Annotated in this window: 18 protein-coding genes and 1 tRNA gene; 17 read left to right on the plus strand and 2 right to left on the minus strand. The window is 33.2% G+C overall.

The window, feature by feature from the left end; all coding sequences use genetic code 11:
* The first annotated feature begins 2 nt into the window (after window positions 1-2).
* The 9 genes from OZP08_RS02415 (at window position 3) to OZP08_RS02455 (ending at window position 10,723) form a co-directional block, all read left to right on the plus strand.
* Window positions 3-1,703, plus strand: a complete 1,701-nt coding sequence (locus OZP08_RS02415; RefSeq protein WP_268848169.1) for a RagB/SusD family nutrient uptake outer membrane protein — start codon at window positions 3-5, stop codon at window positions 1,701-1,703.
* Between the two features lie 231 nt (window positions 1,704-1,934).
* The gene (locus tag OZP08_RS02420) at window positions 1,935-3,374 is read left to right on the plus strand and encodes a hypothetical protein (protein WP_268848170.1); all 1,440 of its coding nucleotides are present in this window, start codon (window positions 1,935-1,937) and stop codon (window positions 3,372-3,374) included.
* 100 nt (window positions 3,375-3,474) lie between these two features.
* Complete coding sequence (locus OZP08_RS02425; RefSeq protein WP_268848171.1) at window positions 3,475-5,472, plus strand: hypothetical protein; 1,998 nt, start codon at window positions 3,475-3,477, stop codon at window positions 5,470-5,472.
* Window positions 5,473-5,818: 346 nt separating this feature from the next.
* Window positions 5,819-6,067, plus strand: a complete 249-nt coding sequence (locus OZP08_RS02430) for a DUF2141 domain-containing protein (RefSeq protein WP_268848172.1) — start codon at window positions 5,819-5,821, stop codon at window positions 6,065-6,067.
* A 359-nt stretch (window positions 6,068-6,426) separates the two neighbouring features.
* Entirely contained in the window at window positions 6,427-6,618 is a 192-nt protein-coding gene (locus tag OZP08_RS02435) for a hypothetical protein (RefSeq protein WP_268848173.1), read from the plus strand.
* 108 nt (window positions 6,619-6,726) lie between these two features.
* The gene (locus OZP08_RS02440) at window positions 6,727-7,926 is read left to right on the plus strand and encodes a redoxin domain-containing protein (RefSeq protein ID WP_268848174.1); all 1,200 of its coding nucleotides are present in this window, start codon (window positions 6,727-6,729) and stop codon (window positions 7,924-7,926) included.
* Between the two features lie 282 nt (window positions 7,927-8,208).
* Window positions 8,209-9,429, plus strand: coding sequence for a DUF6625 family protein (locus OZP08_RS02445; RefSeq protein ID WP_268848175.1), 1,221 nt, complete (start codon window positions 8,209-8,211; stop codon window positions 9,427-9,429).
* 205 nt (window positions 9,430-9,634) lie between these two features.
* The gene (locus tag OZP08_RS02450) at window positions 9,635-10,579 is read left to right on the plus strand and encodes a glycosyltransferase family 4 protein (protein WP_268848176.1); all 945 of its coding nucleotides are present in this window, start codon (window positions 9,635-9,637) and stop codon (window positions 10,577-10,579) included.
* A gap of 6 nt (window positions 10,580-10,585) precedes the next feature.
* The gene (locus OZP08_RS02455; RefSeq protein WP_268848177.1) at window positions 10,586-10,723 is read left to right on the plus strand and encodes a transposase; all 138 of its coding nucleotides are present in this window, start codon (window positions 10,586-10,588) and stop codon (window positions 10,721-10,723) included.
* Window positions 10,724-10,825: 102 nt separating this feature from the next.
* Here OZP08_RS02455 and OZP08_RS02460 read toward each other — a convergent pair.
* Window positions 10,826-10,905: transfer RNA gene (locus OZP08_RS02460), tRNA-Leu, on the minus strand.
* A gap of 217 nt (window positions 10,906-11,122) precedes the next feature.
* Here OZP08_RS02460 and OZP08_RS02465 point away from each other — a divergent pair.
* The 3 genes from OZP08_RS02465 (at window position 11,123) to pth (ending at window position 13,740) form a co-directional block, all read left to right on the plus strand.
* A complete protein-coding gene (locus tag OZP08_RS02465) occupies window positions 11,123-12,064 on the plus strand; it encodes a ribose-phosphate pyrophosphokinase (RefSeq protein WP_268848178.1) in 942 nt (313 codons plus the stop codon).
* Between the two features lie 95 nt (window positions 12,065-12,159).
* Complete coding sequence (locus tag OZP08_RS02470; protein ID WP_268848179.1) at window positions 12,160-12,768, plus strand: 50S ribosomal protein L25/general stress protein Ctc; 609 nt, start codon at window positions 12,160-12,162, stop codon at window positions 12,766-12,768.
* Between the two features lie 345 nt (window positions 12,769-13,113).
* Window positions 13,114-13,740, plus strand: a complete 627-nt coding sequence (gene pth / locus OZP08_RS02475) for an aminoacyl-tRNA hydrolase (protein WP_281322897.1) — start codon at window positions 13,114-13,116, stop codon at window positions 13,738-13,740.
* 66 nt (window positions 13,741-13,806) lie between these two features.
* Here the strand turns inward: pth and OZP08_RS02480 are convergent, their stop codons facing one another.
* Window positions 13,807-16,476, minus strand: a complete 2,670-nt coding sequence (locus OZP08_RS02480) for a zinc-dependent metalloprotease (RefSeq protein ID WP_268848180.1) — start codon at window positions 16,474-16,476, stop codon at window positions 13,807-13,809.
* A gap of 218 nt (window positions 16,477-16,694) precedes the next feature.
* On the opposite strand from OZP08_RS02480, the gene OZP08_RS02485 reads away from it, so the two are divergent.
* From OZP08_RS02485 to bioB, 5 genes are all read left to right on the plus strand, one after another.
* Window positions 16,695-17,639 carry a bifunctional riboflavin kinase/FAD synthetase gene (locus tag OZP08_RS02485; RefSeq protein ID WP_268848181.1) on the plus strand — a complete coding sequence of 315 codons (945 nt, stop codon included), beginning with the start codon at window positions 16,695-16,697 and terminating at the stop codon, window positions 17,637-17,639.
* A 124-nt stretch (window positions 17,640-17,763) separates the two neighbouring features.
* Window positions 17,764-18,207: a hypothetical protein gene (locus OZP08_RS02490; protein ID WP_268848182.1), complete on the plus strand. Its 444-nt coding sequence runs from the start codon at window positions 17,764-17,766 to the stop codon at window positions 18,205-18,207.
* A 154-nt stretch (window positions 18,208-18,361) separates the two neighbouring features.
* Window positions 18,362-18,799 (plus strand): hypothetical protein, encoded by a 438-nt coding sequence (locus OZP08_RS02495; RefSeq protein WP_268848183.1) that lies wholly within the window; start codon window positions 18,362-18,364, stop codon window positions 18,797-18,799.
* Between the two features lie 217 nt (window positions 18,800-19,016).
* Window positions 19,017-19,454, plus strand: coding sequence for a hypothetical protein (locus OZP08_RS02500; RefSeq protein ID WP_268848184.1), 438 nt, complete (start codon window positions 19,017-19,019; stop codon window positions 19,452-19,454).
* A gap of 101 nt (window positions 19,455-19,555) precedes the next feature.
* A complete protein-coding gene (gene bioB, locus OZP08_RS02505) occupies window positions 19,556-20,641 on the plus strand; it encodes a biotin synthase BioB (RefSeq protein ID WP_268848185.1) in 1,086 nt (361 codons plus the stop codon).
* Window positions 20,642-20,645 lie beyond the last annotated feature (4 nt).

The following is a 20,645-nucleotide window of genomic DNA, read 5'->3' on the forward strand; positions in this document are numbered from 1 at the left end:
CTATGAAAAATTATAAAACCATTAAGCTAATAAATATAAAAAACAAGGCATTCATTCTTGCCTCTGTTTTTATAGCAATTACATCTCTCATTTCTTGTAATGAAGATCCCCTAGACAAAGTCCCATTGGATTCTTATACAGATGAAACTGTATGGAATGATTTAAAATTAGCCGAAGCTTTCGCTAATAATCTATATACAGTATTACCGACAACACAACACAATTGGAACACCAGAACCAATCGTAGTTGGGCTCTATCAACTTCTTGTGATGAAGCGTATAATAAATTCGATGATTATAACTCATCGACAATCAATTCTGGCGCACTAACACCAGATAACGCAGACACTTTTGACATATGGAAACCTACCTATTCGATTATTCAAAATTGCAACATATTTTTATCTAAAATCGATAAAGTTCCAGGAGACGAAGCTTGGCGCAATAGATTGAAAGGAGAAGTTCTTTTCTTAAGAGCTTATGCTTATTTTAAATTGACAAATGACTATGGAGGAGTTCCAATTATTACTGAGCCATTTAATTTGAACAGTGATTTTAAAGTTGACCGTAGTACTTATGACCAATCTGTCGATTTTATAACAGCCGAATTAGACAAAGCTGCAGATTTATTACCATTAACGACTTCTAGTCTTGGAAGAGTTACAAAGGGTGCAGCACTTGCTATAAAATCAAGAATATTGCTATATGCCGCTAGTCCACAATGGAATTCATCTAACGATACAAACAAATGGAAAAAAGCATCTGATGCTGCAAAAGCAGTAATTGATTTAAATATCTACCAGCTTTATGACAAAAACTATCCAGATCTTTTCACAACGAATAATTCAGAGATTATTTTCTCTCGTTTATCCAGTAAAGATCCACAGTGGAGTGCTTATAATGGAGTAGAAACCTTCTTGTCTCCAAGTGGTTTTCATGGATGGGCTTCATTTGCGCCAAGCCAAGGTTTAATAGATGCCTACGGAACTGCAGACGGTAAAGACATTACAGATCCTACATCAGGTTACGATCCACAAAAACCGTATGTAAACAGAGACCCTCGTTTTTACAAAAATATTGTATACGATGGACGTGCATATGGTAAACCCGAATTTTTCCAAGATCGTTATGATGCTGGTCATTCAAATAAAGCAGAATTTTATGAAGGCGGATTAGACTCGCCTCAAGGATGGGACACTTGGAATAATAGTGCAACACGTTATACCTTCCGTAAATATTGTGATACTACGTATAACTTTAATTCAGAAACACAAACGAACAAAGCTTGGATTATTTCTCGTTTGGGCGAAATTTATCTTAATTACGCTGAAGCACAATTCAAATTAGGAAACGAAGGTACAGCTATTCAATATTTAAATGCTATCAGACAACGTGCAGGAATAACTGTTCCATTGGCAGGACTAACTGGTACAGCCTTAGAAAACAAAATCCGTAACGAAAGACAAGTTGAATTATGTCTGGAAGGATTCCGTTATTATGATGTTCGTCGTTGGAAAATTGCCGATGTAACCGAAAACAAACCTTTGATGGGAGTAGTTATCACCAAAAATGGCGATGGCTCTAAAACCTACACCTACACAAAAGTTCAAGATCGAATTTTCAAACCTCAACATTATTTATTACCTATTCCAAGAGATGAAATAAACAGAACAAGTCTTGTTCAAAATCCAGGTTATAATTAGAAACCCATTTTGCCCCAATTTATCATCAGTAACGAAAATTAATATATAAAAAACCTGATGAGTTCGCAAACCCACCATATAAAATTGTGTGGGTTTGCTTTTTAAAGCTTTAATCATAACCTTAAAACAACTTTACACATTCAAAACTTGACTCATTAATCACCAAGTTTATGAAATCCTTTACCACAACACCCTAATTTTAAAATAACAATCTAAATAGAAAACAATTACATGAAAAATGGTTTTATAATTATAGTTGCAAGTTGCTGTTCCTTTTTTAACACGTTCGGGCAAAACAAAACAACAACTTTCAAGTCATCTGACCCAGCAATGGAGCTGGCTTTTAACCGAGCCAAGAGTATGGCTTTAAGCTACAAGGGAGACTCAAATGACCCTGTTGGACCGTGGTACGAAGCAGCACTTCCTGCTCGAGCTGCTTTTTGTATGCGTGATGTATCACACCAAAGCATTGGTGCAGAAATACTCGGATTAAACAAGGAAAACAAAAACATGCTTTCTCTTTTTGCTAAAAACATTTCAGAAAACAAAGATTGGTGTTCGTACTGGGAAATCAATAAATACGGAAAGCCTGCACCCGAAGATTACAGAAATGACAAAGAATTTTGGTACAACCTGGATAGTAATTTTGATGTAATATTTGCTTGTTGGAGACTATACTTATGGACAGGTGACGAATCCTATATAAAAAACCCAGAATTTGAAAATTTCTTTGAAAAATCCGCAACCAAATATATAGACCGTTGGGTACTAGATACAGACTCATTATTAACAAGACCAGAATTTCCAAATGCCACTGTTCCGTTTAACACAAAAGACGCTTTTCACACATGCCGCGGACTTGCATCATATTCAGAAGGAATACCAGGCTTAAAAATGAGTGTTGATCTTGTCGCTGCTATTTACCGTGGATTGCTAACCTATTCATCTATTTTAAGACTAAAAGGAGACCTTCAAAAAGCAGAATACTTTGAAAAAAAGGCAGCTAAATACCAACAACAAATAGAACAAACTTGGTGGGACAACACAACTTCAACTTATAATGTTATTTACACAAGTGACGGAAAATTCAGTAAAGACGGAGGAGAACTCTTTTTATTATGGTTTGAAGCTTTGACAGATACAAACCGAACTAAAAAAACAATAGACCACATTATTTCAGAAAAAACAAATATTGAAAGCTTATCCTACCTTCCCTTTTTACTATACAAGCATGGCTATGGAGATAAGGCTTATGACAATATTTTATACCTTACCGACCCTACTACAAAAAGAAGAGAATACCCTGAAGTTTCTTATGGGGTAATCGAAGGTATAATACATGGCTATATGGGAATAGAACCTGATGCTACAAAAAAAACCATAACTACTTTATATCGCGGAAAAAGCGGTGCAATATCCGAAGTAGACAATTTACCAGTTTTAAATACGACGTTATTTGTAAAACAAGAAAACCAAAAGACAACATTCCATAATAAAGGCAACATTCCTGTACAATGGAGAGCCATGTTTGCTGGAAATTATGACGCTATATTTGTAAATAATAAAAAAATTGTTGCCAATCATGAGAAAGATAATAGCGGGAATTTATTTACATTTGTAGATGTGCCGGTAAGTTCAGGACAAAAAATAAATGCATCATGCAAGCAATAACAGAATAAGTAAAATACTTATCTCAAAAACAACTCATCCAAACGCTACTGATATATTAGATAATAGTAACTTAAAAATAAATTTAATAAGCAAATCATTTATGAAAAAACGAAAACATTTTTTATTTGCCGTTATTGCCTTTTGTTTGATAACGAGTAAATCATTTTCACAAGATGACCGTCGCTGGCAAATTGACCAAGACGGGTCTATTTCTTGGCAAATATCAAACAACATTCCTCATGACGATCATATCGAAATGAGTGGTAAAAAAATCTCCTGTGTACTCCGATACGGTGTAGCAGCAGACGGTTCTTTCCAGGCTACGCGTAGTTTGGTTTGGCCTATGCTTAGAACAATACCAAATAACACTCATGCAAGTTTTACACGCCAATTCGCACAAGATGCTTTTGATTTGGTTACAGTAAACTACAAACCTATCACAGCAGAAAAAGTAGTTTCATTAACTCTCAATGGAACATTGTTTGTTAAGAGTAAAGCCGGCAACAATCTTGAACTAACCAGACAATTCTTCCCATCAACAACACTGCCTGGCTATTGCGAAATCTATACCATTAAAAATATTTCTGGAAAAACCTGCGCAGTAGAAATTCCAAAATCAAATGCTATTTATACTTCAGATCCATCAAAAGGAACAGAAGGGAGCTATACTTTGCACGTAGACCTTATTAATCAAGGTAATTTTAATCTTCAAGCAAATGAAACAATTAGTTTTTCTGTTTTCTACTCAGCCGTTAAAACAAATGAACAAGTGCCTGTTGTAAATATAGATGAAGAAAAAAATAAACGTATAAAATTCATCCATGAAGTATGGGATAAACTCGTATTAGAAACGCCAGACCAAGTTTTGAATACAGAATTTGCCTTTGCTAAAATTAGAGCATCAGAAAGTATTTTCGAAACCAAAGGTGGTCCTATGCACGGCCCAGGAGGAGAATCTTATTACGCAGCCATATGGGCTAATGATCAAGCAGAATACATAGGACCTTTCTTCCCTTATTTAGGATATGAATATGGCGACAAAGCATCATTAAATGCCTATCTTCATTTTGCAAGATTCATGAACAAAGAATACAAACCAATTCCGAGTTCAATCATTGCAGAAGGAATTGATATTTGGGATGGAGCCGGTGACCGTGGAGATGCAGCCATGATAGCATATGGTGCAGCTCGCTATTCACTTTCAAAAGGAAGTGAAAATGAAGCTAAACAATTATGGCCATTGGTTGAATGGTGTTTGGAATATTGCCACAGAAAAATAAACGCTGATGGTGTAGTAACTTCAGATTCAGATGAACTGGAAGGGCGTCTACCTGCCGGAAAAGCCAACCTTAATACTTCTTCTTTATACTATGACGCACTTAATTCAGCAGTTTATTTAGGTGAAGCATTAGGAAAAGACGAAGCTCTACTTAAAACATACAAATCTCAGGCTGAAAAATTAAAAATAGCTATTGAGAAATATTTTGGCACTAAAGTAGAAGGATTTGAAACCTACAAATACTATAAAGAGAATGATATCCTAAGAGCATGGATATGCACTCCACTTACAATGGGCATTTATGATAGAAAAGAAGGAACTATAGCTGCATTATTTTCGCCAAGATTATGGACAAAAGATGGTCTTGCCAGTGTTGCAGGTGATAAAATATTCTGGGACCGATCAACTTTATATGCATTAAGAGGTGTATTAGCCGCAGGTGAAACAGACAAAGCATTAGATTTTTTACATTATTACTCAAACCGTCGTTTATTGGGAGACCATGTTCCTTATCCAGTAGAAGCTTACCCAGAAGGAGATCAACGTCACCTTTCGGCAGAAAGTGGCTTGTATTGCAGAATTTTTACCGAAGGATTATTTGGTATCCGCCCTACAGGTTTACATAGTTTCAGTTTCACACCACGCCTTCCTAAATCTTGGCCAATGATGAAATTGCGTCATATCTATGCATTCGAACGTGACTTTGACATTACTGTTGAAAGAGCCGATAAAAAACTAAAAATCACAGTATCTGATGGCAAGAAAACAGTATTCAATAAAGTTGTTAAAGACGGAGAAACGATAAACATCAATCTTTAATAGATTGACGAATTAACCAAATAAAAAATAACCAAAAAAGTTGATCAATCCCAAAAGTAAAAGGGGTATTCAGTAAAAATTAAGATTTTTACCAGAATCCCTACTTTTGGGATTGATCTATTTTATACTTATGCAAAATTTTGCAATCCCACAGGTTTTAGGATTGATCCAGGATCAATCCCTAAAGTTGTGGAAAAAATAGTTCTGGTTTAAAATGATAAAACCCTCAATAAATATTGAGGGTTTTTTATTCAATTGAAAGAGATCCTAAACCTTTGTAATTAAATACTTAAGTTTGTAGCATGAGCCATAACAGAGAATGGTGTTTTGTTTGTAAAACAAGGTCATGATGGTTCAAAAAGCTGATCAAGGTATCTTGAAATTTCAAGTTGATTTGCCAAGAGGAACTTATGCCATTATCTTTTTTCAAGATTTGGATAATAACTGTGATCTAAAAAGCAGTTGGTTGGGAGTACCTAAAGAACCCGTAGGAAACAGTACTAATTTTAAACCAGATGGTGATACGTCTACGTTTCGAGACTGTTCTATTTACGTTTTGAAAAACGATTCAAAAATTACAATAGATCTTTATTAGGAATTAGAAACTTAAATTGAAGAGATGTAATTATTTATGTCTCAGTTTTTAGTGGGAGCATTGCATATAATTACAGTAAGATGCTTAATTAAAAAAAACTAACTATCCTTATCAAGTTAATTTGTTTATTAGCTCTTGTTTTATTTCACCTTACTCTTTAATAATAACTTGAACTTACTTGATACAAATAGGACTGTGTAGTATTTCGAAAAATTAATTAGATTATCATGTGGCTCACCTGTAAATGAATAGAGTTTTATTTGTAGGCATTATAGTACGTATTAAAGATAATATATTATCATAAATACAGAATAAAATGAAAGATATTTGCTACATTATTAATTGTAAAACATTAAATCATGAAAAAATTGAGTTTAAAAAATGCTAAAAGTATGCTTTCTAGAAAAGAAATGAAAGCTATTCATGGAAGTGGATATGGAGGAGCTTTGCAAAAATGGAAATGCTGCAACAGCTCAGGGCAATGTGGGGATTGTGTCAGTTCGACAGGGATACCAACTTGTGGTGGTGGATATACGGTTTACGCTTGCTAATTAAGCACTTATGTTGTAATGAGAGAATATGAATTCTCTCATTATTTCTAATAAAAATGGAAAATCCATGTTTTTTGCTAAAATTTACAAAGTAAAACTAATATTTAAATGAGAAGAAAAATCTTATTAGTTGCATTGCTTATTGCATTTGAAGGTTTTGGACAAATAAAATTAAAAGTAGGAGATGCATCACCAAAATTAACTGTGACAGATTATATTGAAAATGTTCCCGAAAACAAAAATTTTAAAAACAGTTACATCTTACTAGAGTTTTGGGCAACTTGGTGTTCAACTTGTTTGCAAGAAGTACCCAAACTCAACCAATTGCAAGAGCAATTCAAATCAAACAAAGATTTAGTTTTTGTTTCAATGACTGACGAGAAACCAGAAAAAGTGATGAGAACTTTGAAAAGAATTCCCTTTAAGTCTATAGTTGTAAGCGACCAAAAGCGAGAAGTACACAAAAATTATTTTGCAAATGATGGCAATTCGATTGCTTATCCGTCAACCATTTTAATAGACAATAAAGGAATCATCAGATGGATTGGAGGCCCAGATTTGATAAATGAAACGATTCTAAAAAAATTAATTAATAACGAAGAAATAAAAATCACAGATAATAATACAGATGACTTATTTCCGCCTTCCCCTCATTCAAGTACAACTAAAAGTTTAATTGATAATGTATATAAGGATACAACAAATGATTCAACTCAATATTCGTTTTCTTTACTAAAAGGCGAAATAAATGGAGCAACTATTCAGTTTAATTCTTTAAAAGATGAAGGACTGTATGTTGACACAAATAACGATTTAACTACTATTCTTTCTAACCTGACTGGTTTATTTAACTCTTTAATTGCTATACCTGAAAACCTAAAAAGTAATAAGTATAGCATTATGTATAAAAACAAAAATTTGAAATCAGAAAATGGGGGTATATTAGACATCAAGAACAACCTCTTAAAAGCTTTAAGTCTTGAAGAAAAAATTGTAAATCGAAATGTTGATACTTATATTTTAAGAGTAAAAGACAAAAGTAAACTGGAAGAAATAATAAATGAAAAAGACAAAAAAGATGGTGCTAACATGACACATCTTTTGCTAGCAAATATAGAAATTGAAACATTAAAAAATACTATTAGCCGTAATTTTAAAGTATTTGTCAAAGACGAAACGAATCTTACGGGAAATTATGATTTTATTTTAAGAAAAGATTCTGAAAAAAATTTAATTTCAGATTTAGAAATTTATGGGTTGACACTAGTGAAAGAGAAGAAAGATATTCAATTTTATGAATATCAATAAAAGAATTCATATTAATAAGGGATAACAGTAACCTTGCAATGAAGACTTCTAATGTAAGAAATACACCTGTATCTCCAACAATGCCACAAAACTACGATTTTCTATTCCTAAGATTTCAAGAAACGTGCATCCAAGGTAATAAATACAATATATGGTTGTTACAAAACACTTAAAAAAATTATCATAAAAGAGAAAATAAAATATTTTTTTTCAAAATACAATGATGATAATATTGTAGCATATTTTATTACCTATTCATAATTAGCATTTTTAATTTACTTTATGAAAAAAATAAGCTTAATTAATATTTTTATTGGAGAGTTTCCTTGGTTTTTTAAACTCTTCTTAAAATCATGTGAAACCAACCCAACTATAGATTTTTTTATTTTTACTGATGCTATTATAGATTATCCTCTTACTAACAATATTAAAATTATTCCTTTTTCATTGGACGTTTTTAATCAATTAGCGACAAAAAAACTCGGATTTGATATTGATGTAAAAAAAGGTTATAAACTTTGTGATTTTAGACCTGCTTTTGGGGTTATATTTTCTGAATATCTAAAAGATTATGATTTTTGGGGTATTACAGATATAGATGTAATTTATGGGAGGATTCGTGAATTTATGACAGATGAACTATTAGAGGAATATGATATTGTCTGTGTTAGACATGCTTATATCACTGCCTGTTGTATGCTGTATAAAAATAATGAGTATGTAAATAATTTATATATAAAAAGTAAAGATTATAAAATGATTTTTGCCTCTCCAAAAAATTATGCCTTTGATGAAACTAATTTTGAAAATTCGGATAGTTTTCTTGAGATACATGATATCTTCAAAAGAGATTGTCAGATAGAAAGTATTCAGCATATAATAGTAAAGGAAGGAGATGTTGGGAATTTAAATGCTCATTTTGATTTATTACTTATTGACGGAATATCTGGAAAATTAAAATGGGATAATGGCATCTTTTCTTATGCTGGTAAAATTGAATTTATGTTATATCATTTAATTGATTACAAGCGTAATATATTTGCTAATAACAGTCTGAAATGGGGTAAAATACCTGATGTTTTCTATATTGATAAATTTGACTATAGAAAAAATAATTCAGTTTTAACCCGTTTTATAGTTTTTTATGATGACAATTTGAAGCCATTTTTCTGGAATTTAGGTAAAAGAATTGATTGCTTTTTATCCTATACCTTATTTAGGAAAAAAGTTAAAACGATGGAAGCGGGAGATTATTACTATCATTTGAATAAACAAAAAACAGTAATAGGGAGACATGATGACGGGACGAATTTTATAAACATGAATGGTTTTTCAAATATTATTTTGTACGAAATGACTTTTAATAAAAATTATTTTTTTGCTAAAAATTTTGAATTGATATTAAAAACTGATACAAATCAATCTATACCGTTTAAGAAATTTGACACCATAAACAGCGCTGGTCATAGTAATACCTATATTAAAGCTGATTATCCTATTTAAAATTGAAAATTTTTCTCCATTTTGACTAAACAGAATATAAAGACTGACAATCTCTCTCGAAATAAAAGTAGCCCAATTTAAGTGATGAAAGAGTCAATATCTCAGAATTGGTTAGAGAACTTGGAACTAAAGTTAGATGGTCGATAAAATATTTCTACATTAAAAATCATCAATACCTATTTTTAAACTTAATATAATTTTTCAAATGAAAATACTTCTTGTTGGCCCAGGAATCCTGCCGATTCCATCAAATGGTTGGGGTGCTGTTGAGACGCTTATCTGGAATCAAAAAACATACTGCGAGGCACTAGGACACACAGTAGATATTTTAAATCAAAGAGGTTTGGAACCTGCATTAGCGGCAAAACCCTGGAACTATGATATTGTTCATGTCCATTTTGATCCTTTGACTGAATTTTGGAACATCCTTTCCGTTCATCTAAATTTTAAATTAGTTGTTACCAGTCATTATGGATATGCTGCTTTTCCTAAAAAATGGGGCAATGGTTATGAGACTACCTTTAGATTTTTAATGGAAAGTGAACGATTGATCGTTTTAAGTGAAGATATATTAAATGTATTTGCAAAAAATGGGTTTAAGGGAATAATTGATGTACTTCCTAATGGTACAGAAACTCAACAATTTCTGTTTAAAAAAACAGCTTCATTGAAGAATGCAATTTGTTTAGGTAGAATTGAAGGAAGAAAAAGGCAAGCGGAAGTCGCCAAAAAGATTTTAAGCAAAAGAAATATAGTTTGTGATTTTGTTGGACCAACAGACTACTCTCTTAAGTTTAAAGTTGACAATAAACATATCAACTATCTAGGTGAATGGGATAGAGCTACAGTTCATAAAAATCTAACAAATTATTCCTGTTTAATTTTATTTAGTGATGGTGAAGCACACCCCTTAGTTATATTAGAAGCTATGGCTGCTGGACTTTCTATTGTCATTTCAAAGGAGGCTTCTGCAAACTTAGATAAGAACCTTCCTTGGATATATTTATGCGATACTGTTGATGAAGTTGTAGAATATGCAGAAAAAGCAATTCGTGAAAACAATCTATATAGAGAGCAAATACGAAAATATGTAGAAGAAAATTTTGATTGTTCAGTTATTGCCCAAAAATTTATTGAAATAATTAGCTAAACAATTTTGAACTATTTTAATAACAGAATTACAAACGCTTCTGCAAAATCTTTCAATGCTAAAATAAAAGCTTTTCGATCACAATTTAGAGGCGTGAGAAATATAGAATTTTTCCTTTTTAGGCTAACCAATATTTATGCTTAATTTTTGCTCCTCCACAGGTTTTAGGATTGATCCAATGTCGGGCAACTTCAATAAAAAAAAGCCTGTAACTCTTGAAAAACAAGCAATTACAGACTTTTTAAGTACCCGGAGCCGGAGTCGAACCGGCACGGTTTCCCACAGGTGTTTGAGACCAGCGCGTCTACCAATTCCGCCATCCGGGCTTAGCAGACATGAAATGACAGACAGTCATTTCAACGCAATAAAGAGATAGTAAATGTTAATTGCTATCTTTTCCTTTAACACGGTGCAAATGTAGAAAACATTTTTAAATATTCTAATAAAAATACTTAAAATTTTCCTTTCAGAGTTGATTTTATTTTCTAAATTTGCACCTCGTTAAAAAAAGAATACACAACTAACTACAAAACAACAAATTAAATGTCACACCTAGAACCAGAAGCTAAAATTTTTGCTTGTTCAAAAAGTGAATATCTTGCAGAGAAAATCGCAAAAGAGTATGGTATCCCAATGGGAAAAGTTACCATATCAACTTATAGCGATGGCGAATTTCAACCTTCATACGAAGAATCAATCAGAGGTTTACGTGTCTTTATTGTTTGCTCTACTTTTCCAAGTGCAGATAATTTAATGGAATTACTATTAATGATTGATGCTGCAAAACGTGCTTCAGCAAGACACATTACAGCAGTAATCCCTTATTTTGGTTGGGCAAGACAAGACAGAAAAGACAAACCTAGAGTGCCGATAGGAGCAAAACTAGTAGCAAATCTATTAGATGCAGCCGGTGCAACAAGAATAATGACTATGGATTTGCATGCTGATCAAATACAAGGATTCTTCGAGAAACCTGTAGATCATCTTTTTGCATCCACTATCTTTTTACCATATGTAGAAAGTTTAGGTTTAGACAATTTAATGATTGCTTCACCAGACATGGGAGGATCAAAAAGAGCATACGCCTATTCTAAATTCCTAAATTCTGAAGTTGTAATCTGTTACAAACAAAGAAAAGCAGCCAACGTTATCGAAACAATGGAGCTTATTGGAGAAGTAAAAGGTAAAAACGTAATCTTGGTAGATGATATGATTGATACTGGAGGAACTTTAGCAAAAGCTGCCGATTTAATGATCGAAAAAGGTGCCTTAAGCGTAAGAGCAATTTGTACTCACGCCATTTTATCTGGTGCTGCATACGAAAAAATAGAAAATTCAAAATTATTAGAACTAATTGTAACTGATTCTATTCCGTTAAAAAGGCAATCTGATAAGATAAGAGTAGTAAGTTGCGCACCACTTTTTGCCGAAGTAATGCACATGGTTCACCACAACAATTCAATTAGTGGGAAGTTTTTGATGTAAGAATTGATTTTTGGGTTTTGTTCGAACAATCAAATCATCCAACAATCAAATCATCCTAAAAAAGAGTTTAATTAATAACTATATAAATATTTACAATGAAATCGATTACAATTAAAGGATCAGAAAGAGAAAGCGTGGGCAAAGTAGCTACTAAAGCCTTACGTAATGCTGGATTGGTTCCTTGCGTATTATACGGAGGAGATCAAACAGTTCATTTTTCAGCGGAAGTTATAGCTTTCAAGAACTTGGTTTACACTCCAAACGCGCACACAGTTGTGATTGAGCTTGGAAATGGTAAATCATTCAATGCTGTTTTACAAGATATTCAAGTTCACCCGGTATCTGACAGAATTTTACATATTGACTTCTTTCAAATCCATGATGACAAAGAAATCACTATGGAAGTTCCAGTAAAAATCATTGGTAACTCAAAAGGAGTTATGGCAGGTGGAGATTTACGTATGAACAACCGTAAATTAAAAGTTAAAGCTTTACCAAAAAATCTTCCAGATTTCGTTGAAGCTGATATCACGCCTCTTGACATGGGTAACAAATTATATGTTACTAAAGTGCCAACGCCAAACTTCAAAATTATGCACCCAGACAATACAGTAATTTGTCAAGTGAAGATCTCTCGTGCGGCTATGAAAGCAGCTCAAGAAGCAGCAAAAGCAGCAAAAGCTCCTGCAAAAAAGAAAAAATAATATTTTTTCAATCTATATCAAAAGCATCAGTTCTACAACTGATGCTTTTTTTTGCCTCAACTCCATTTTTCTAGCCACAAATTACACGGATTTACACAAATTCTATTGTATTGCAATTTAGATATCTACAGCAATCTTGTTTTAAATTTAAAGCGAAAAATTAGATTTTTTCAGCAGGCAGAGTTCCCGCTGCCCTTCCAAATCTTTTATTTTTTTAAAGAAAAAAACAAAAGGTTTTTTCCCTCACATCGGGGCTAATTAGGTTTTATAGTTTTGTTTTTATGATTATTCTAAAAATCTAACAATCCAATAGTCCAATAATCGAATAAACCCTATTTTTGCAGCATGATAAAATGGATGCAAAACCTGTTTTCATCAACAAAAACAGAAGAGAACATAAATAACATGAAGAAATTTTTAATCGTAGGCCTTGGCAATATTGGCTCCGAATACGTAAATACCCGACATAACATTGGTTTCAAAGTCTTGGATTTCCTCGCCAAAAAAGAAGGAATCCCATTCGAAACCGTAAAACTAGGCACACTAGCCGAATACAAATTTAAAGGAAGAACTTTTTTACTTCTAAAGCCCAACACCTACATGAATTTGAGCGGGAAAGCCGTAAAATACTGGATGGACAAAGAAAATATACCTCTTGAAAACATTTTTGTCATCACAGATGATCTGAACCTTCCTTTCGGAACCATTCGCATCCGCAAAAAAGGAAGCGACGGCGGCCATAACGGACTCAAAAACATCAATCAAGTCCTAAGCACACAGGAATACACCCGTTTCCGTTTCGGCATTAGTGACGAATTCAAAAAAGGACAACAAGTTGATTACGTACTTGGAGATTGGGACGATACCGAAAAAACCAAACTTCCCGAAAGACTGGAACTTGCTTCCGAAATCATAAAATCTTTCGGAACAGCAGGACTGGAAAACACCATGACCACTTATAATGGAAAATAAAAAAGAGGCCGGCTAAATACAAATTTTGTATTTAGCCGGCTTCTTTTTTATTAATTTAAAATCAAATTATTTAATCACAATTTTAGAAACTCCTTTTCGATCCCCATCAGTTACAGATACTATATAAACACCTGGAGTTACATTTTTTAAATGAATATTTTCACTAAAATCTTCCTTGCTCTCAAACTTATTCTCATAAATTTTCCTACCCAACATATCATTTACCATAACCACAACTCCATCTGTATTAACGCTCTTAAAACGAACAGTAAAGATACCTTTGTTTGGATTTGGATACAAAACAAAATCATTAATCTCAAAACTTGAAGAAGCTAAACTTGTATACACACTAGAACAGATACTCAAAGAAGCTGAATTTATTTGACCTGTATTCGCTGAACTAACATCTCTAAATCTTAATTTCCATACTCCTTGAGGATTTTCGCCATTAAAAGCAGATAGAACACCGGCCGGAACTACCGTTTGACTTGTGGTTTGATTACAAATCAATCCCCCTCCTAAATCATCATAAGTTAACACCAAGCTACCATCAACTTGACCACAAGACCTATCAAACAACTTCACAACCTTTCCACTTGGACTCATTACCTCTATCTGAAGATCTCCAAAATATGTGTGAGTAAATCCAATATTCAAATTAACATCTGTAATTTCTGAAGAAGTCGCTGGCACAACAATTGTTTTCTCAGTATAAGCAGCTTGCGCATCAGGTATCGAGTAAGGGGCTGCAAAAGTATATGTGTTACAAGAAGTAATCAGAGAATAGTTTATTGCAAATGGCACGCTATTCACCGCATAAAAAATATTTCCAGTAGGTTCTACTAAAATTCTGCAATTTTTAGAAGCCACTGCAGGCACAGTAATAGCTTCCGAACCATCGTTTGGAGTATTACTAGCCAAAACTGTTGGAAAAGTCAAGCCCCCATCGGTAGACAGCTTAATATTTACATTAGCCGAACCAAACAATGAACTGGTTCCATTTACACTCCAAGTGATCATTTGGGTAGAACCTTTAGTCCAGCTGACATCTACAGCATTTTGTGAAGTTACAACAAATGGCCCTTTATTCTCATCTACACTAACAACCATGCCATCAGAATTGGTCTGCCCAAAACCCAAAGCAGCATTATCTCTTACCGTAAATACAAAATTTAAATCCCTAGCAATAGATGAAACTGACTCCCATGACGAAGTCAATTGACCCGCAACCACTCTGCTCAAAGCTGGAAAATAACGACTAGTAGAATTACTTGGCAAAAAAGATCTAAAATTAGGACCATTGAGCTTAGTTGCTTTGGCCAAACTATTCTCCTTATCCTCACTAGCAGCAGCCGAATCATTTTGTTCCCAACAATAAGTCAACGCATTTCCATTGGGATCTGAAGCTACTCCATTTAAAACAAAAGCCGTACTCTTTGGTATGATATAATCTATTCCAGCATTTGCAACCGGAGTTTGATTACTTAATATGGTATTAACTGCACATTTAGTAACCAAATTACTCTGAATTTGCAAAATACTAGCATACGAAAAATAATCATCTGATTGATTTTGAACATCATAACCATCCGAAATTCCAGCATAACCCATAATAGTAGAACCACTTCCTGGCTCAACACTTACACCTGTACCTTCTACATCATATGAAAAAGTATGATTAGCCCCTAATTGATGGCCCATTTCATGTGCTACATAATCAATGTCAAAAGAATCTCTTTCAGGCTCATTATTTGAAGGAGAAGTAAAGGCACTTCCCTTCCCGTATTGATCAGATGGAGATGGATTTACACACACACATCCAATACAACCAGCATCTCCACCTCCGCCAGAAGCTCCAAACAAATGCCCGATATCATAACCCCCATTACCAATTACTGAAGTTAAGGTAGACTGTAGTTCTAAATTCCAAGCTCCATTCGCCCCATCAGTAGCATCTGAGTATGGATCTGTAGTCGCATTGGTATATACAATTAAATTATTATTGGCTATAATTTCTAACTTTAATGCTAGGTCTTTATTAAAAACCCCATTCACCCTTGTCATGGTAGCATTCATTCCCGCTAAAGCATCGGCAACTGTTCCGCCAAAATAAGCTGCATATTCCCCTGTACAAGACAAGGCTAGTCTCATGGTTTTAAAAACACCATTATTTGATTTTATTTGGCTAGTTTTTTTAACCAAATCCTTATTCAGTGCAACATCGACCGTTTTACAGTTTAGCGGTAAAGCTGCCTTGCTTCTATTTTTAGAAGTAAGAACTACATACAATGATTTATCGTCAGCTGAAGACTCTATAAATTCAGAACCACTATCACCTCTTAAAACCATAGTTTGAATCCCTTTTGGAGAAACACTAAAAAAGATAGAGGCCTTAGGATCTGTAATTCCAGTTCCAGAATACGCTCTAATTTCTGGGTATTGTGCTTGTAGCTCTGGAGCAAAATTGGAAGATTCTACAACAACGAATTGCTCAATTTTACCGTCACCATTCGGAATGGCAACTGATATCCCTTTATCCGCAGAAGTTTTGGAATGAAGAGTCGTCAACTTCTGTTTAAATTCTGTCTCATTTAACTTAAAAAACAATTTATTACCTGATTCCGAATCGTTTTCCTGTTTTGGAGAATAACTCACTGCTGTCCAAGATGATTTCCCCTGGGAATATCCAACAAAACTGACAACAAGAAAACCTATACAAAGTAGTAATTTATTCATAATTGTAAAATTTGATATACAAAATTAATTCATTTACAATGGAATATACAATGATTTAAAAAATGATTTAAAAAATTCATCCCATCTATAGCAAGATACAACATTATTTTCAAAGATTATTTTAACTCATAAGTATGAAAATCAATAAAAATTGAAACTTCTTACCACTCATTTTAAAAATAGATAGTATAAATTTGCAAAATCTTAAAATATATACTTTGAAGATTTTTCATTCCATAAACGATTTCAATACCACACCTTGTGGAACTATAAAAAAAACGATTCTAACTCTAGGAACTTTTGACGGTGTTCATTTCGGTCATAGAAAAATATTAGAGAGAGTTACCCAAAATACCGAAAACGGAAAATACGAAAGCTTAGTACTTACTTTTTTCCCGCATCCTAGAATGGTTTTACAGGAAGAATCAGAAATAAAACTATTGAACACTCTTGATGAAAAAATTCATTTATTAGAAGAAATAGGCATACAAAATTTAGTCATACATCCTTTTGACGAAGAATTTTCGAGATTGACTGCTGAGGAATTTGTAAAAAACATACTTGTAGATCGATTTCATATTCAGAAAATAATCATTGGGCACGACCATCGTTTTGGAAGAAACAGAACAGCAAACATTGATGATTTAATTGCCTTTGGAAAACAATATGATTTTGAAGTCGAAGAAATTTCGGCTCAAGAAATCAAAGAAGTTTCTGTAAGCTCTACAAAAATCAGAAACGCTTTGATTCAAGGTAATGTAGCCTTAGCCAATGAATATCTTGGTTACAATTATTCTCTGACAGGTAATATTACCAAAGGAAAGCAATTAGGGAGAACCATTGGTTTTCCTACAGCAAATTTAAAGCTTGAAGACGACTATAAACTTGTTCCTCAAAACGGCGTTTATATAGTAAAAAGCATCATTAACTCAAGAACAGTTATTGGTATGATGAATATAGGCTTTAACCCAACAGTTGATGGCAAACATCAAACCATTGAAATCAATTACTTTGATTTTAACGAAGACTTGTACGACAAAAAGATAACTGTTTCTATAATTGAAAGAATCAGGGCTGAACAAAAATTTGATTCTGTTGAACTGCTGAAAGAACAATTAGAAAAAGACAAAACAACAACAATAGCATACTTTAACAAACTTTAAATTTCATTCAAGTTCTTTTTAATATTTTCATAAAATAATTCTAGGTTTTTTTTTGTAAATTTGATAGGTATTGTATTATTTATCAAATAGGTACTGTTTTTTTCAACCTCTAAAAACCAATGACATGAAACTACAGAAAGAACTATATAATGGATGCATTATTTTTATTGGTATTGGCCTTTATTTCATATCAATGGAAGCTTTAGGTCTGGCTCATTTGTTTTACTTACGCCTACTCAACATACTATTTGTATTTTACGGAACCAATAGAACCCTAAAATCGAACTTTGCAGAAGGCAAAATAGTTTTTGCTTCTAATGCAGCTTCGGCACTACTGACATCACTTACTGGCGTGTTCTTGAGCATTGCCGGACTAGTGGCTTACAGTTTTGCAAAAGGCGGTGATCTCTATGTAAAAACATTATCGGAAACCTTGTTATTTGGCGGAAACCCATCAGTAATGACTTATAGTATTAGTATACTTTTTGAAGGAATTGTATCTGCCGTAATTGTTTCCTTCATACTCATGTTGTATTGGGACACCCGTTATGCTTCAGATAAACATTAGATTATAATCAAAAAAATCAATTTCATCCCAAAATAAAAATAACAACTATATACCAAAATATTTTCGCTCATGACAAATTAAACTCTATTGTATTTACTAAAAAGGATGAAGACACAAAGACAATAAAGATCCAACCATTAAAAAGCAAATCATTATGAAACTTCAAAAAGAATTTTATAACGGATGTATTATTTTCATTGGAATTGTGCTTTATTTTTTATTGATGGAATTTTTAGGACTAGCTCATTTCTTTTACCTACGTCTTTTGAATATATTCATTGTCTTTTATGGAGTAAACAGAACAATTAGGATGAATCTTGCAGAAGGTAAAAATATTTTTATTTCTAATATTGTTTCTGCAATGATTACTTCATTTACTGGCGTAATTTTAAGTATTGCTGGGTTATTAATTTACAGCTACTTTAGAGGTGGTGATTCTTATGTACGATCTTTATCTGAGATCTTTTTGTTTGGTGGAAACCCAACTGTGAATACTTATTGCATCTGTTTGCTTTTTGAAGGAATTGCCTCTTCTGTAATTGTTACTTTATTACTCATGCTCTATTACAACAATAATTTTGTTTCCGATTAATTTCCTATAAATTTCTATTGTGCAAACCCAATACCACATGGTTTTAATTTTAAGAACAACAAAATAATAACATAGCTTAAAAAAACTTTAGATTTCTTCAGAAAATCCATTCTGCTATATTTAGCAAAGTAATTCTATATTTTTTTTGTAAATTTGATAATAACCGACTTGAATATCAGATCTATACCATATTTCTAACCAACTAAAATCAAACCACATGAAAGTAAAAAAAGAAATTAAAAATGGATACTTCATTTTTATAGCAATGGGAACTTATTTTCTAATCATGGAATTTCTAGGATTGGCGCATCTCTTTTATTTAAGACTATTCAACATTGTTTTCGTTCTCTATGCTGTAAATGACACTTTACAATCGAGAATAGCACATGGCAAGAAAAAATTTACTTCTAATGTTAAAGCTGCATTGACAACTTCACTTGTAGGTGTATTTCTAAGCATTATAGGATTACTCATTTACAGTTATATGCGAGGCGGTGATATTTATGTACAAAAACTATCAGAATCCTTTTTATTTGGAGGACATCCATCTATTAACATATATTGCTTTAGTTTACTTTTCGAGGGAATTGCTTCTTCTGTCATTGTAACAATGCTACTTGTGTTCTATTGGAATAACAAACTTGTGACCGATTAAAAAGCCTCTTTTAGAATATTCACAACAAGTCTTTTTCAAGCCATAACATTGGTTCTTTAGAACTATTTGATTACTTTTGGAGCTTCAAAAAAGAAGGATCAATGAGTATCACAAAACACAACTGGACGAAAGAAGAAATTATTGCAATATACAATAAACCGATGATGGACTTGCTTTTTGAAGCTGCCACCATACATCGAGAGCATCATGACCCAAATGTGGTTCAAGTATCGACTTTAGTATCCATAAAAACTGGTGGATGTTCTGAAGATTGCGGATATTGTCCTCAAGCAGCCAGATACAATACTGGAGTTGAAGGCAATAACTTAATGTCTGTGAACCAAGTAAAAGCACAAGCACTTCAAGCCAAATCTGGAGGTTCGTCTCGTGTATGTATGGGAGCTGCATGGAGAAATGTTAAAGATGGTCCTGAGTTTGATCAAGTTTTGGAAATGGTTCGTACCATTAACAAAATGGACATGGAGGTTTGTTGTACTTTGGGTATGATTACCGAAAATCAAGCTCAACGATTGGCAGAAGCTGGTTTATACGCCTATAACCACAATTTAGACACCTCTGAAGACTATTATAAAGAAGTTATCTCGACTCGTGGTTTTGAAGACCGTTTACAAACTATAGAAAATGTACGCAAAACCAATGTTACAGTTTGTAGCGGAGGAATTATAGGAATGGGAGAAAGCATAGAAGACAGAGCAGGAATGCTAGTTGCTCTTTCTACATTGAACCCACAACCGGAATCAGTTCCTATTAATGCCCTAGTTGCTGTAGAGGGAACCCCAATGGAAAACGAAAAACCAGTAGAAATTTGGGAAATGATTAGAATGGTAGCCACAACTAGAATTGTAATGCCGGAAACTCAAGTACGTCTATCTGCCGGAAGAATGAATATGAGCCGTGAAGGTCAAGCTATGTGCTTCTTTGCCGGTGCAAATTCAATTTTTGCAGGTGACAAGCTACTAACAACCCCTAACCCTGATGTTAATGAAGACATGAAAATGTTTGATTTATTAGGTTTGAAACCGCAAAAGCCTTTTACAAAAGTCTCTCAAAGACCAACTGTTGAAGCTGCAGATTCTAAATTTGAATCTCTTGGCGAAAAACCAAAATGGACAAGACCAAATCATGTTATTGAAAAAAATCTAGAAGCTTCCATAAAAGGAAAATAGATTA

It is taken from the genome of Flavobacterium aestivum, from assembly GCF_026870175.2.
In the GTDB taxonomy this organism is placed as follows: Bacteria; Bacteroidota; Bacteroidia; order Flavobacteriales; family Flavobacteriaceae; genus Flavobacterium; species Flavobacterium aestivum.

What these genes read in the sequence shown, in the direction of transcription:
- OZP08_RS02490 (WP_268848182.1), top strand. Translation starts at nt 17,764, where the DNA reads ATGAAACTACAGAAAGAACTATATAATGGATGCATTATTTTTATTGGT.
- OZP08_RS02430 (WP_268848172.1), top strand. Translation starts at nt 5,819, where the DNA reads ATGATGGTTCAAAAAGCTGATCAAGGTATCTTGAAATTTCAAGTTGAT.
- OZP08_RS02465 (WP_268848178.1), top strand. Translation starts at nt 11,123, where the DNA reads ATGTCACACCTAGAACCAGAAGCTAAAATTTTTGCTTGTTCAAAAAGT.
- OZP08_RS02445 (WP_268848175.1), top strand. Translation starts at nt 8,209, where the DNA reads ATGAAAAAAATAAGCTTAATTAATATTTTTATTGGAGAGTTTCCTTGG.
- OZP08_RS02450 (WP_268848176.1), top strand. Translation starts at nt 9,635, where the DNA reads ATGAAAATACTTCTTGTTGGCCCAGGAATCCTGCCGATTCCATCAAAT.
- OZP08_RS02480 (WP_268848180.1), bottom strand. Translation starts at nt 16,476, where the DNA reads ATGAATAAATTACTACTTTGTATAGGTTTTCTTGTTGTCAGTTTTGTT.
- bioB (WP_268848185.1), top strand. Translation starts at nt 19,556, where the DNA reads ATGAGTATCACAAAACACAACTGGACGAAAGAAGAAATTATTGCAATA.
- OZP08_RS02470 (WP_268848179.1), top strand. Translation starts at nt 12,160, where the DNA reads ATGAAATCGATTACAATTAAAGGATCAGAAAGAGAAAGCGTGGGCAAA.
- OZP08_RS02495 (WP_268848183.1), top strand. Translation starts at nt 18,362, where the DNA reads ATGAAACTTCAAAAAGAATTTTATAACGGATGTATTATTTTCATTGGA.
- pth (WP_281322897.1), top strand. Translation starts at nt 13,114, where the DNA reads ATGATAAAATGGATGCAAAACCTGTTTTCATCAACAAAAACAGAAGAG.
- OZP08_RS02420 (WP_268848170.1), top strand. Translation starts at nt 1,935, where the DNA reads ATGAAAAATGGTTTTATAATTATAGTTGCAAGTTGCTGTTCCTTTTTT.
- OZP08_RS02440 (WP_268848174.1), top strand. Translation starts at nt 6,727, where the DNA reads ATGAGAAGAAAAATCTTATTAGTTGCATTGCTTATTGCATTTGAAGGT.
- OZP08_RS02500 (WP_268848184.1), top strand. Translation starts at nt 19,017, where the DNA reads ATGAAAGTAAAAAAAGAAATTAAAAATGGATACTTCATTTTTATAGCA.
- OZP08_RS02435 (WP_268848173.1), top strand. Translation starts at nt 6,427, where the DNA reads ATGAAAAAATTGAGTTTAAAAAATGCTAAAAGTATGCTTTCTAGAAAA.
- OZP08_RS02425 (WP_268848171.1), top strand. Translation starts at nt 3,475, where the DNA reads ATGAAAAAACGAAAACATTTTTTATTTGCCGTTATTGCCTTTTGTTTG.
- OZP08_RS02415 (WP_268848169.1), top strand. Translation starts at nt 3, where the DNA reads ATGAAAAATTATAAAACCATTAAGCTAATAAATATAAAAAACAAGGCA.